Annotated in this window: 13 protein-coding genes and 1 other annotated feature; all 13 genes read right to left on the bottom strand. The window is 37.1% G+C overall.

Translation table 11 applies throughout. The annotated features are described in order from the left end of the window. Window positions 1–56: 56 nt before the first annotated feature. The 13 genes from greA to recD2 all read right to left on the bottom strand — a co-directional run bounded on the left by greA (window position 57) and on the right by recD2 (window position 13,549). Entirely contained in the window at window positions 57–530 is a 474-nt protein-coding gene (gene greA / locus K9V48_RS03510) for a transcription elongation factor GreA (RefSeq protein WP_111613862.1), read from the bottom strand. Window positions 531–896: 366 nt separating this feature from the next. Continuing rightward, window positions 897–1,532 (bottom strand): uridine kinase, encoded by a 636-nt coding sequence (udk, locus tag K9V48_RS03515; protein ID WP_224136977.1) that lies wholly within the window; start codon window positions 1,530–1,532, stop codon window positions 897–899. 38 nt (window positions 1,533–1,570) lie between these two features. Further along, on the bottom strand, window positions 1,571–2,215 hold the full coding sequence (locus tag K9V48_RS03520; protein WP_224136979.1) for an O-methyltransferase: 645 nt from the start codon (window positions 2,213–2,215) through the stop codon (window positions 1,571–1,573). A gap of 622 nt (window positions 2,216–2,837) precedes the next feature. Further along, the gene (gene mltG / locus K9V48_RS03525; protein WP_224136988.1) at window positions 2,838–3,965 is read right to left on the bottom strand and encodes an endolytic transglycosylase MltG; all 1,128 of its coding nucleotides are present in this window, start codon (window positions 3,963–3,965) and stop codon (window positions 2,838–2,840) included. A gap of 600 nt (window positions 3,966–4,565) precedes the next feature. Then, complete coding sequence (locus K9V48_RS03530; protein WP_224136990.1) at window positions 4,566–4,856, bottom strand: DUF1292 domain-containing protein; 291 nt, start codon at window positions 4,854–4,856, stop codon at window positions 4,566–4,568. A 30-nt stretch (window positions 4,857–4,886) separates the two neighbouring features. After that, window positions 4,887–5,303 carry a Holliday junction resolvase RuvX gene (gene ruvX, locus K9V48_RS03535; protein WP_224136992.1) on the bottom strand — a complete coding sequence of 139 codons (417 nt, stop codon included), beginning with the start codon at window positions 5,301–5,303 and terminating at the stop codon, window positions 4,887–4,889. A 210-nt stretch (window positions 5,304–5,513) separates the two neighbouring features. Then, a complete protein-coding gene (locus K9V48_RS03540) occupies window positions 5,514–5,774 on the bottom strand; it encodes an IreB family regulatory phosphoprotein (RefSeq protein ID WP_224136993.1) in 261 nt (86 codons plus the stop codon). Between the two features lie 78 nt (window positions 5,775–5,852). Further along, entirely contained in the window at window positions 5,853–8,495 is a 2,643-nt protein-coding gene (alaS, locus tag K9V48_RS03545; protein ID WP_224136996.1) for an alanine--tRNA ligase, read from the bottom strand. Window positions 8,496–8,737: 242 nt separating this feature from the next. Then, window positions 8,738–9,000: a binding site (T-box leader), on the bottom strand. 40 nt (window positions 9,001–9,040) lie between these two features. Then, the gene (locus K9V48_RS03550) at window positions 9,041–10,102 is read right to left on the bottom strand and encodes an AI-2E family transporter (RefSeq protein ID WP_224136998.1); all 1,062 of its coding nucleotides are present in this window, start codon (window positions 10,100–10,102) and stop codon (window positions 9,041–9,043) included. 215 nt (window positions 10,103–10,317) lie between these two features. Beyond that, on the bottom strand, window positions 10,318–10,449 hold the full coding sequence (locus tag K9V48_RS03555; RefSeq protein WP_111613853.1) for a YrzQ family protein: 132 nt from the start codon (window positions 10,447–10,449) through the stop codon (window positions 10,318–10,320). A 13-nt stretch (window positions 10,450–10,462) separates the two neighbouring features. Beyond that, a complete protein-coding gene (locus K9V48_RS03560; RefSeq protein WP_111613852.1) occupies window positions 10,463–10,654 on the bottom strand; it encodes a YrzR-like zinc ribbon domain in 192 nt (63 codons plus the stop codon). Window positions 10,655–10,676: 22 nt separating this feature from the next. Then, window positions 10,677–11,150, bottom strand: a complete 474-nt coding sequence (locus K9V48_RS03565) for a PRC-barrel domain-containing protein (RefSeq protein WP_224137000.1) — start codon at window positions 11,148–11,150, stop codon at window positions 10,677–10,679. A 32-nt stretch (window positions 11,151–11,182) separates the two neighbouring features. Continuing rightward, on the bottom strand, window positions 11,183–13,549 hold the full coding sequence (gene recD2 / locus K9V48_RS03570) for an SF1B family DNA helicase RecD2 (RefSeq protein WP_224137002.1): 2,367 nt from the start codon (window positions 13,547–13,549) through the stop codon (window positions 11,183–11,185). Window positions 13,550–13,581 lie beyond the last annotated feature (32 nt).

The raw sequence follows: 13,581 nt of genomic DNA on the forward strand, positions 1-13,581 counted from the left end.
AATAAAAAACACCTCGTCTTCATTTTCGACGAGGTGTCTCTTATATAAACGTGCTATTAGCTAATTTTCACAATTTTCACAAGCATTTCTCCACCAGGAGTTTGTACTGTAACTTCGTCGTCAACTTTATGTCCAAGTAGACTTTTTGCTATTGGAGAATCATTTGAAATTTTCCCTTCAAATGGATCTGCTTCAGCACTACCAACGATTGTATATGTTTCTTCATCACCATCTGGAAGTTCTGTAAACGTAACGGTTCTACCAAGTGATACTTGGCTTGTATCAGCTTCACCCTCGATAATTTTCGCATTACGAATCATATTTTCTAGCGTTGTCACTCGCCCTTCAACAAAGGCTTGTTCTTCTTTAGCAGAATCATACTCAGAGTTCTCTGATAAGTCACCAAAGCTTCGTGCAATTTTAATTCTTTCTACTACTTCTTTACGTTTAACCGTTTTTAGGTATTCAAGCTCTTGTTCAAGCTTTTCTTTACCTTCTCTCGTCATTGGAAAAACTTTTTCTTGTGCCATGTTTGTTCCACTCCTTCTAGTAGACTATTCCCCATCGTTTGTGTTTTTTCTTAATAAGTATGTATCTTTTTAGGCCATTTACAGCCTCAGGTTAAGTAAGATGGTAAGCATCTTTCATTAAATCGACTGATAAGAGAATACATAAGACTGATGTAGATATCAAAAAAGCAAGGGCAACAGTTCACCCTTTACTTCTTTGTTAAAACATTGTGTTAAATTAAGCAAGACATATCGATTCTTTACGAGCAGTTTCTTTGCAGCTCTTTCATTTTCGGAAAGAGTTTTTACTGCCCATAAAGAATAGGATAAATAATATCTATTTCTATACATAATATGAACACTGTATTCTTTATCTATGCTATGTTATTACAAAATCGCATTTAGTTCAAGAATTGTTTGTATTTTTGTTACCATTAAATCAATCGCAACATGATTTTGACCGCCTTCTGGGATGATTATGTCTGCGTATCGTTTCGTTGGTTCAATAAATTGATTATGCATTGGTCTCACAATTGAAATATATTGTTCAATAACAGAATCAAGTGAACGACCACGTTCTTTCATGTCGCGAAGTATTCGGCGGATGATTCGAAGATCAGCATCTGTATCAACAAAAAGCTTAATATCCATTAAATCACGTAAACGTTCGTCCTCTAGTATTAAAATCCCTTCCAGAATAATAACATCCTTCGGTTCAACAACTATAACATCTTCAGATCTTGTATGCAATTTGTAATCGTATATCGGTTTTTCAATTGATTCATGATTGAGTAATGTTTTTAAATGATCGATTAATAAATCATTATCAAACGCTAATGGATGATCATAGTTTGTATTTAACCTTTGTTCAAATGGTAGATGGCTTTGATCTTTATAATAATAATCTTGTTCAAGCATTAATATTGAATGACCTTTAAATTGCTCATAGATTGATTTCGTCACACTTGTTTTTCCGGAACCAGAGCCACCAGCCACTCCAATTACAACGGGCTTCTTCCCCATTTAATCAGAACCCCTTTCCACTTTCTGTTGTTGTTAGATTACTTCCGTTTTGTAATAGCTATTCCATCTCCAACAGGAATAATTGTTGTTTCATAGTTATCTAACGTAAATAACCAATGATTGTACTCATTAAGTTTTCTTACAAGTGTTCGTTGTCTTCTTGTTTTTAGCTCTGCACGATCACGCGCAACCGTTCCTTTAAACAACACATTATCTGTATAAACAATGCCATTTTCTGAGAGCATGGGCTCATATAACCCAAAAAACTTCGTATATTTCGCTTTCGTCGCATCAATAAATAATGCATCGAATGGACCATAATCATTTAGTTGATCAGATAATGATAGGGCATCACCATGAAACGTATGAACTTGTTTTTCAAGGCCCATTTCCTTTATATTCAGATTCGCTTGATGATAACGTTCTTCATCAAGTTCAACGGTATAAATTTCTGTATTCGGTAATTTTAATGCCATCCGAATCGCTGAGTACCCTATTGCTGTACCAATCTCAACAATTTTTTTAGGTTGTTGCATAGAGAGAAGCAGCAGTAACACTTCTATACTGGATTTCTCCATTATTGGCACATCATGCTGCTCGGCATATTCTTCTATTTCTTTTACATATTGTGGCCTGTCAGGTATAAGTTTTTCTATATATGTTAGCACATCTTCGTTTAACATGATTGTCCTCCTGAAAATTAAGTACATCATCTATTTCTATCCCATTCTTAACGAGCAGTAAAACCACTACCTTAGGATTAAGGGAGAAATGCCCATAATAAGAAAAGCGCAAGCGCCTTGTTCAGCCCCGACAAGCATAAGACGCTCTTGAATAGAAGGTGTTTTTTACCTTCAATTCAAGAGTGACTTATGACCTCGAGGGGCTAGGCGCTGGAGCTGGACACGAAAACTAAGTCAAAAAATTTATACTTTCTTATCTTTAAATAAAGGGAAATCTTGCTTTTTAAGGTCATTATTTTTCTAATCCACGAACAAAAGCGCAAGTGCCTTGATCAGCCCCGACAAGCATAAGACGCTCTTGAATAGAAGGTGTTTTTTACCTTCAATTCAAGAGTGGCTTATGACATCGAGGGGCTAGGCGCTGGAGCTGGATGTCGTGCGCTTATCCACAGTTCAAGAATTTTATAATTTCCTAAACACCAAAAAATAAGAGCCTCAACGATGAGTACTCTTTACATGGAAATGACTATATAATAACTTAATCCCTAAACAACTTGATATATTCTATCACATTAAGAAAGGGAATGCGAATACTAAATTCACTTCCCTCTTCTTGTCCATCTTAATTATTTATTATATGTTTATTTTTTTCCTTATTGTGCTCTTCTAGTGTTTTTGTGAAGATTACTTCACCTTCTTTAGTTGCTAAGAAATATAAGAAATCTGTTTCCTCAGGTGATAATACCGCTTCAAATGATACATCACCAGCATTTGCAATTGGACCAGGAGGAAGTCCTTTGTTTTGATACGTATTATAAGGTGAATCAACCTCTAAATCTTCGTATAATACACGATCCTTGTGTTCATTTAGAGCATATAAAACGGTAGGATCTGTTTGTAGTGGCATATTTTGTTCGATTCGATTATAAAAAACACTTGATATCTTTGCACGATCTGTTTGTTCAGTGGCTTCTTCTTCAATCAGCGAAGCCAAAGTAACAAAACGATGAACGCTTATCTTTTTCTCCTGTAGGCGCGGAATGTATGTCGCCACAACTTCGTCCATTTTCTTAATCATAGGCTCTATAACTTCCTCGATTGTCGGATCCTCTTTATAGTATGGGTAAGTCGCTGGATATAAATATCCTTCAAGTGCGTATCTTACATCTTTCCCAAAAATATCATCGGTAAGTAAATCTGGATATTTCGCCTTCATGGAGTTAATAAAAGCTTTATCAGTTAGTTTGTCTAAAATAACTTCATCACTAAATGACGTCTTTTTGGACACAATTGAAGCAATTTCTTTTAATTGTCTGCCTTCAGGTATTGTGATTTGAAAGGCGACCTCACTTGTAAGCTTCCCTTGTTTGATTGTTTCGATAATCTCTTGAAATGTCATTGATCTGTTTAGTTTATAATTACCAGCTTGAAAACCTGATTCGTTCTTAAATTTAATGTAATATTTAAATACACGAGCGTCTTTAATGATCTCATTCTCTTCTAAAATGTTTGCGATTAGCGAAACAGATGAGCCAATAGGGATTGTCACAGCAACTTCAGTTTGATTCGTTGGGTCAACCGGTTCTAAAGAAGATTTAATATATAAATAACCACCTCCGATTAGTCCAGAACTGGCTATTATTACTATGATGAAAACTGTTAACACAATTTTCCTAACAATTTTAGCCTCTTTTTGTTTTTCTAGAAGCTTTTTTTTGAATGTATTCTTGTTTGAATCTATCTCAGACATGTATTTCCTCCTCCCACCCCAAGTATTATACTACAATGTTGTTTATGTTTCGGCAATTTTTTCACAAAAGGAGAATTAAGTATGAAAGTAGTGGAAATTTATTAATATATTTTGATGAAAGAATGGCGTATAATGACGCTTTTATTATTGTCTTTTTAGTTCTAGTTCATCACACATAATTGATGGCAGATTTGAGCGTGTTATCATTTCTTTAGAACAAAAGCGTAAGCGCCTTGGTCAGACCCGACAGGCATAAGACGCTTTTGAATAGAAGGTGTTTTTTACCTTCAATTCAAAAGTGGCTTATGACCCCGAGGGGCTAGGCGCTGGAGCTGGATGTCATGCGCTTAGCCACAGTTCAAGAATTTTATAGTTTTCTAAACAATAAGAAAAGCGCAAGGGCCTTGTTCATCCTCGGGCAAATAAGACGCTCAGGAATAGAAGGTGTTCTTTACCTTCTATTCCTGCGTGGCTGTAGGCCCAAGAGGGGGATGGACGCTTGCGCTAGACACGAAAACTAAGTCAAAAAATTTATATTCTTTCTTATCTTTAAAACAAAAAGGTGCAAAAAGAAAAAACTCTTTTTGCACCACTTAATCCTTATTTTCCTTCTTCTTCTTCATCAAGGAAAGTATTTAACATTTCCTCAATTAAATCCCACTCTTCTTCTGTTTCGATTGGCTCAAGCTCACCGTCTTCACCATCAGCGTTTGGATTGAAGCTTGAAGCGTGAATTTCAACCTCTTCGCTATCATCTTCATCCGCACCTAGTGGATAATAAAGAACATATGACTTATTGAATTCTTCTGATTCGAATGTAAATAATACCTCGCAAAGTTGTTCGTTTCCATTCTCATCTATAACTGTAATTTGTTTTTCACCATGTTCCAAAATAGTTCACCTCATCATAATAGTTAAATCTTAATTTAGGCTATCTAGATAGCCTTGTAAAATCATTACTGCAGCCATTTTATCGATTACTTTCTTTCTTTTTTTTCGACTTACATCAGCCGAAATGAGCATTTTTTCTGCAGCCATTGTTGTTAAGCGCTCGTCCCAGAGAATAACAGGAACATTATATTTCTTTGTTAAGATCTCAGCGAATTTCTGGCTTGCTTCCGCTCTCGGGCCAATAGTCCCATTCATGTTCTTCGGCATGCCGAGAACAATCTTTTCAACACTATGTTCATTCATGATTTCGGAAAGCCTCGCTAAATTATAGTCTCGGCCTTCCTCATTTATTTTAATCGTTTCAATTCCTTGTGCTGTCCAGCCTAGCTCATCGCTTACCGCCACACCAAGTGTTTTAGAACCTAAGTCTAATCCTAATATTCGCATACTATGCCTCACAATTTTTTTATATAAAGAAAAAGGACGGAACCCACTAATATTATTTCCCCTTTCCAAATCACCTTATGAAAAGACTAAGGGAGGGAAATGATCAATAGTGTCGAGCTAGCTTGTTCCACTCCTTAATTTCTCTTCATTTTGGAGTGGATTCGTAACAATACTCTGACTTTCCTTTATAACTAATGTAACGTAAATAAATCATGACCGTTTTTGTAAGTAAGATTTCACTAGCTCCTCAATTAATTCATCACGCTCATGCTTACGAATTAAATTCCGTGCATCACGATGACGAGGAATATAGGCAGGATCTCCCGAAAGCAAATAGCCAACGATTTGGTTAATTGGATTATAGCCTTTTTCTTGCAATGCATCGTAAACGGTATAAAGCACTTCATTTACATTCGTTTCGACCGATTCATCAGAGAAATTAAATTTCATCGTTTTATCAAATGAACTCACTATTCGCACCTCTTTCTCAGATTCAAAAAAAGAAATCTGCTAGACCGATAATCTACCTACAGTTTACACTACTTTTCCTTATTGTAAAACGGATTCTACCCATTTTTCGACAAATAAAAGTGCTTCTGACAGTTTTTCTGGGTTTTTAGCTCCAGCTTGAGCCATTTCAGGTCGACCGCCACCTTTTCCTCCGCACAGTTCAGCAACTTCTTTGATTAATTTACCTGCATGGTAACCTTTATCGACTAAATCCTTTGTAACTCCAGCTACCAAGTTAACTTTCCCATCTTCAGCTGCTCCAAGAACAACAATAGCTGATTGAAGTTTATTTTTCAAATCATCCATCATCCCACGTAAGCTATTCATATCTTTGGCATTTACTTTTGCCGCAAGGACTGTCACACCATTGATTGTTACCGCCTTATCAACAATGCTACTTGCTTCAAGGTTTCCGAGTTTAGATGTTAATGATTCATTCTCACGTTGAAGTGCACGGTGTTCATTTAATAACCCCTCTACCCGCGCAACAAGGTCTTTAGGATTAGCTTTTAAAAGGGTAGCAGCTTCTTGAAGTTTTTCAAGCTGATCATTAATTAATTGATATGCTGCTCTTCCTGTTACTGCTTCGATACGTCTTGTACCAGCGCCGATTCCAGTTTCGGTCATAATTTTAAACATACCAATTGAAGCTGTGTTATCAACATGACATCCTCCACAAAGTTCTAAGCTGTAGTCACCAACTTGAACGACACGAACAACATCTCCGTATTTTTCACCAAAGAGCGCCATAGCACCCATTTCCTTCGCTTCTTTTAATGATTTATTTTCAATCGTAACCGAAATACTCTTCCAAATTTGCTCATTCACAATTTGTTCGATCCGAGCTAATTCGTCTTGAGTAACCTGACCAAAATGAGAGAAGTCAAAGCGAAGACGATCCATGTTCACTAAAGATCCCGCTTGATTTACATGTGTTCCAAGAACGTCTTTTAATGCTTGGTGTAACAAATGCGTAGCTGTATGATTTTTTACAATTGCTCTGCGGTTTTCTTGAACCACTTTTGCCGTTACGATGTCACCAGGTTGAAGCGTACCACTTTCAATGACAACATTATGAAGATTCTGTCCGTTCGGTGCCTTTTGTACATCTTTAATTCTAACTTGGACTTTATCACTAGTTAGTACACCTTCGTCCGCAATCTGACCACCACTCTCAGCATAGAAAGGCGTTTTATCTAAAATTAGCTGTACTTCTTCACCTTCGTTTGCTTCCTTAACGACTTCCCCGCCTTGTACCAATACTACCACGGTAGCGTCGTTAACTGTTAATTGATTATAACCGACAAATTCACTTTTATCCTTTATATCACCAAGTACGCCACCCTGCACTTGCATGGAATCGACCTTTTGGATCGCCGCACGTGCACGTTCCCGCTGTCTTCCCATTGCTTGTTCAAATCCGTCATGGTCAACCTTCATAGCTTCTTCTTCCGCATATTCCTCCGTTAATTCAACAGGAAAACCATATGTATCGTAAAGGCGGAATACATCTTCACCCGGAATGATATCACTACCTTTATCTTTTTGAACGGTTATCACATCACTCAGTATAGCCAAACCTTCATTCAATGTTTCATGGAAGCGTTCCTCTTCATTTTTAATAACCCTTTGAATAAATTCTATTTTTGTTTTGACTTCTGGATAAAAATCAACCATGATTTCTGCAACAACAGGAACTAATTCGTACATAAATGGGCGATGAATGTTAATTTGTTTCGCAAAACGAACTGCTCTTCTTAATAGTCTACGTAGTACATAACCGCGCCCTTCATTTGACGGAAGTGCACCGTCACTAATTGCAAAGCTAACTGTACGGACATGATCAGCAATGACCTTAAATGCTACGTCCAGTTCTTTATCTTGGCGATATACCTTATTCGAAATTTGTTCTGTTGCACGAATAATCGGCATAAAAAGATCTGTATCAAAATTTGTTGGAACGTCTTGAATAACTGAGACCATACGCTCAAGTCCCATGCCTGTATCAATGTTTTTCTTAGGAAGTGGCGTATAAGTACCGTCTGGGTTATGGTTGAATTGTGAAAAGACAAGATTCCATATTTCTAAATAACGATCGTTTTCTCCGCCAGGGTATAATTCAGGGTCTTGTAGATTGTTGCCATATTCTTCACCACGATCATAGAAAATCTCTGTGTTTGGCCCACTTGGACCTTCACCGATATCCCAGAAGTTTCCTTCTAAACGGATAATGCGTTCTTCAGGTAGACCAATTTTATCCTTCCAGATGTCAAATGCTTCATTATCTTCTGGATGAATTGTTACTGATAATTTTGCTGGATCAAAACCAATCCATTTTTCACTCGTTAAAAACTCCCAAGCCCACTCGATCGCTTCGACTTTAAAGTAATCACCAATTGAAAAGTTACCTAGCATTTCAAAAAACGTATGATGTCTCGCTGTTTTACCAACATTCTCAATATCATTTGTCCGAATAGACTTTTGCGCATTACAAATTCTAGGATTTGTAGGAATAACTCGACCATCAAAATACTTTTTCAGTGTCGCAACACCACTATTAATCCAAAGTAAAGTTGGATCTTCATGTGGAACGAGTGATGCACTTGGTTCAATAGCATGTCCTTTTTGTTTAAAAAAGTCTAAAAACATTTGACGTACTTCTGCTGATTGTAAATTTCTCATATGTATCCTCCTTAAAATTTCAGGCCTTTCCGTTGTTTCCTATCATAAAGCGAGACTTCCATCAGCGGGGGTTTTCCTCATCTCCCACTGATGGTTAGCGAGACTTATCGGATCTTTACGGGCAGTTATCTTCCACTTATCTTCTTTGCTTCTCTCGAATCTTGAAGTGAGAGTTTTACTGCCCGTTAAGGTGGGATAAAAACACAAAAACTCTCATCGCTGTGTAAAGAATCTCCTCTTTCCACAGGGACGAGAGTTAGCTCGCGGTACCACCCTGATTATGAACTGAATTTCGCAGGAAAAGAAAGCTAAATACAAAAAAACGTTGCTTTCTGTTCTTACAAATAAGTCCATCACCTTTATGATCCGTAACGTGGAAAGACGGCAGCTTTTTCTGCTCTTAGGAATAGCTTTCTGTTGTCCTTACTCTAGAATTTCTCACAGCCAAGGAAATTCCTCTCTAAAGGAGCGGTCACAACATACTTTGTTCCATCATTGATTTAACAATATTCTATCGTGAATTATAGACAAGCAAATAATAAATGTCAATAATGCCTTCTTAATCCCATAAGGTGAACCACGATTACTCTTAAAATCACTACAATAGGTACGGCAATCATCAAGCCCACAACTCCGCCAATTTCACCACCTGCAAGTAGTGCAAGCATGATAATAATTGGATGCATATGAAGGCTTTTCCCAACAACCAATGGTCCCAAAATGTTTCCCTCGATAAATTGGAGAGCAAGAATAAGGACGATGACAATTATAACGGTTTTCGTTGACATCGTAGCTGCAATGATGAAGGCTGGAACAGCACCAATAATTGGTCCAAAGTATGGAATAATGTTTGTAAGACCAATTAACAGTCCTAAAATTAACGGATATTTCACTTTGAAAATCCATAGCGATAAAAAAGCAATCCCACCGATAATAATACAGATGAAAAACTGCCCTCTAATGTAATTTCCTAGAGAATGGTCAATATCCTTTAAAAAGTGTATTGCAATTTTCCTCCATTTTCTAGGAGTCATGTACCAGGCAGCTTTTTTAAGCTGATCATGGTCCTTTAACATATAGAAAACTAAAAATGGAATAATCGCAAGTAAAAGGACATAATCAAAAATACCTTTTAAACTATTTATCACTTTCTCAACGGTTAGCGCAAGCCATTCCTCTACTTGTTGTGGCATGGCCTCGACCCGCTCATGAATACCATCAGGCCATTGATTTGTTTGATTATGAATTGAATCCACCCAATGTTTATATGTAGATGTAAATTGCGGGAAATTTTCAGACAAGTCACGTAGCTGATTGACAAGTACAGGAATTCCTTTATAAAATCCATATCCGATGATACCAAAAAATAAAAAGTAAATTATCAGGATTGAAATCGATCTCGGCACTCCGGTATGATGCAGTTTATCAATAATAGGATGTAATAAATAGGTAATAAAAGCACTTATTAAAAATGGGATAAATATAGCTTTAAACATAAGAAAAAAGGGATCCCAGATGTTATGAAGCTTAAAAAACACATAGATTGTTAGCAGACCTAGCAACAACATAGTAATTCTTAGCAACCATTTTATTTGTTGATCTCTCATAACATCCCCTCCTCTTTCCTTTTAGTGTGGAGGGTAAATGGTCATTTATACATTGCTTAAAATTTTTTCTTGCAAACAGAAATTATGCTAGACTTTTCTGAGAATTATCTGCCATCTATTTTCTTTGTTGCCCTTAAATCTTGAGCTGGGATTTTTCTTCCTGATAAGAATAGAAAAAATAAAGAGCCAACATTTATTTGTCGGCTCTTTATTTACTAAAACATTTTCATAACACGCTTGCGCATTTTTTTCATTGAACGATTCGAAGTCATGTTAGTATTTCGTGCTAAATGATAAGCTGCAGCGCCAATCCCTAAAGATACTAATGAAGTTAAGGTACGATTCAAAACAATCTCCCCTTTACATGCTTATTGATCGTTCATCATCAGAAAATAAATCATCAAGTGAGCTTAAAGATCCATCTTCTTCAACTTGATGTGTTAATATCTTTCCTTTTGCTACAGAAAGTTCAATAAAGCAGCTCCAGCAATAAAATTGATTTACGCCAATCTTCCCTAGGTCTTTGCTTTTACAATTCGGACATGAAAACAAACCGGCACACCTCTTTTAAGAATCAAAAATCGATGACGATCGCATCCTTGCTTATCGTTAGTGGTTCACCCGATGCCTTGACCACTTTTTTACCCTCAGCGATGTCAGCAAAAAATCCGTCCGTCAATTCGTATGCCTCAATTATTCCCAATTGCTCGGAAAAATATACGTCTTCCAATAAACCGAGTTTCTCGCCTTCTTTTGTGAGAACCGATTTAAAACGAATATCATCATAGGTGCTATACGTAAATTTCGCCTTCATGTCCTGTCTTGAAAGAAGCTTGTCCCGGTCGTCGACCATTACCCCATTTTCACCTAGTGCATGAATTGATTCAATCGGAACAATTCGATCACGATGAAACAACCCTTTACTGTCCATCATCAGCCCGATAACAAAGCCTTGAGGGGAGATGCATAAATCACAAATATGACCAAGCAGGTCTGCATTACTATTATTATATACTGGAAGGCCCTTTAATTTTGAAAATGTCCGCAAAGTAATCTCCACCTTTCCGAACATTACTATCTTTAGCTTTCGACCATAAAGTCATACGGTGTAACGTTTTCCATGCCAATATTTGCATCTTGAACCGGAAAAGGAAGTTCTTTTTGTAATTCATCAATCTCAACTGATCCGCTAAGCTTTAGCATAAGGCTCGTTTGTCGGTCAGAACTGTCACTATTAGAAATCCCCATCTGTAAGGCATCTTTTTCACCACATAAAACTAATGATCGTTTGCTTCTCGTAATAGCTGTATAGATCAAATTTCGACGTAGCATGCGAAAATAGCCTTTAACAATTGGCAAGACAACGATGGGAAATTCACTCCCCTGAGATTTATGAATCGAACAGCAAAATGCATGGGTAAATTGGTTGAAATCTTGTTTTGTATATGTAACCTCGATTCCTTCGAAGGAAACAATAATCATATCCTCTTTTTCCGTATTTTCCTTTGCATAGAAGATTGAAACGATCTCACCAATATCACCATTATAAACATTGCTTTCTGGCTGGTTCACAAGTTGGAGAATTTTATCTCCATTTCGATAAATTACTTCCCCAAACTTCATTTCTCTCTTACCAGGTGTTTTCGGATTAAACAACTCCTGCAGCAATTTATTTAACTGGTCAATTCCTGCTGGTCCTCTGTACATGGGCGCTAATACTTGAATATCCTTTGCAGTATATCCTTTATTTATTGCGCTCTTAATCACTTTTTCAATGACCTCTTTCATTTGACTTTGCGAACATTGAATAAATGATCGATCAGATGTCGGTACGGTAATATTTTGTGGTAATTTCCCTTGTTTGATTTCATGTGCAAGCTCAATAATCGACGACCCTTCTGCTTGGCGGTAAATATCCATTAATCGAACGGTTGGGATTTTATTTGAAGCTAATAAATCCCGAAGTACCTGTCCAGGACCAACAGATGGAAGCTGATCCTCATCCCCAACCATAATAACTTGGATTTGATCTGGCAATGCTTTAAACAATTGATGAGCTATCCATATATCAACCATTGATCCTTCATCAACAATAAGAAGCTTTCCAGCTATTGGATTGTCTTCATCATGTTCAAAGCCATCAGCACCGTTCCACTTTAATAAACGGTGGATCGTAACAGCTGGCATACCTGTTGCTTCACTCATACGTTTTGCTGCACGTCCTGTTGGTGCAACAAGCAATATTGGAAATGGTTCTTCCTTTTTATAATCTTTTGGATCAAGTGAGCACCCGTGTAAATCAGCATATAACTCGACGATGCCCTTAATAACAGTCGTTTTTCCAGTTCCGGGTCCACCAGTTAATAATAGCATTGGGGACATTAAAGCCTTTTGGATTGCATCCTTTTGGGTCGGTGCATATTGCACACTCATTCTCTCTTCAAGATTGCCAAGTGATAGCAAAAATTCGGACTCTGGAAAAAGATCATTATATTCCGTTTGCTCAAGAACCTTATTAATCTTTTTCACTAAACCTTGTTCAGCATAGTAAAGAGATGGAAGATAGGCCCTTTCCTCTTCGATAATTATTTGCTTTTCGGTTCCTAAAGTAATGATTACAGCTGCAATGTCGGTCTCATGTATTAGCTCCTGAGTCGAATGATTAAGTAATTCTCTCGTTTTTACAATCAGTTGCTCTTGAGTAAGGTAAACATGTCCTTCCTGCAAGCTCAATTGCTCAATGTTATAAAGGCATGCTGCTTTTATTCGTTCCGAGCTTTTCCCAGAAATACCAAGCTGTTGCCCTAACTGATCAGCTCGTACAAATCCAATACCTTCAACATCATGAACCAATTGGTATGGATTTTCCTGAATCACCTTTAATGTTTGATCTTGATAGGACTGATAAATTTTCATCGCAAGCTGTGGGCCAAAACCGAATTGATTTAGTGCAATCATAATTTGCTCAAGCCCTTGGTGTGAAACAAGTGCCTCAACTAATTGCTTCGCTTTATCTTTATTCAGTTTCGGAATATCATCTAATATAGCAGGATTCTGCAGGATTTTTGAAATCGCAGATTCGCCTAATTTTTCAACAATGACTTCTGCAGTCTTTTTCCCAATCCCTTTAAATAGATCACTTGATAAATATTGGATGATTCCTTCTTTCGTTTGGGGGATCTCTTTTCGAAAGCGCTCTGTTTGAAATTGCAGGCCAAACTTTGGATGATTCGTTAGTGTTCCATAAAAGGTATAGGTATCATCTTCATGTAGGAGTGGAAAGTAACCTGTAACAGTTATCTCTTTATCTTCAATATTTTCACTTGTTTCATGAACTCTTACTTTTAAAACTGAGTATAAGTTTTGCTCATTGTGAAAAATGACAACCTTTACTAGCCCTTTCACATAACGTTCATTTTCCCCAAATAAATCAGCACTTTCCTGCATGAAACTGTTCTCCCTTCTACCTCACGATCTAC

It is taken from the genome of Metabacillus rhizolycopersici (genome assembly GCF_020075705.1).

Bases quoted from the DNA above. Each gene is read 5' to 3' on its own strand.
- greA (WP_111613862.1), bottom strand. From the start codon at position 530: ATGGCACAAGAAAAAGTTTTTCCAATGACGAGAGAAGGTAAAGAAAAG.
- udk (WP_224136977.1), bottom strand. From the start codon at position 1,532: ATGGGGAAGAAGCCCGTTGTAATTGGAGTGGCTGGTGGCTCTGGTTCC.
- K9V48_RS03520 (WP_224136979.1), bottom strand. From the start codon at position 2,215: ATGTTAAACGAAGATGTGCTAACATATATAGAAAAACTTATACCTGAC.
- mltG (WP_224136988.1), bottom strand. From the start codon at position 3,965: ATGTCTGAGATAGATTCAAACAAGAATACATTCAAAAAAAAGCTTCTA.
- ruvX (WP_224136992.1), bottom strand. From the start codon at position 5,303: ATGCGAATATTAGGATTAGACTTAGGTTCTAAAACACTTGGTGTGGCG.
- alaS (WP_224136996.1), bottom strand. From the start codon at position 8,495: ATGAGAAATTTACAATCAGCAGAAGTACGTCAAATGTTTTTAGACTTT.
- K9V48_RS03550 (WP_224136998.1), bottom strand. From the start codon at position 10,102: ATGAGAGATCAACAAATAAAATGGTTGCTAAGAATTACTATGTTGTTG.
- recD2 (WP_224137002.1), bottom strand. From the start codon at position 13,549: ATGCAGGAAAGTGCTGATTTATTTGGGGAAAATGAACGTTATGTGAAA.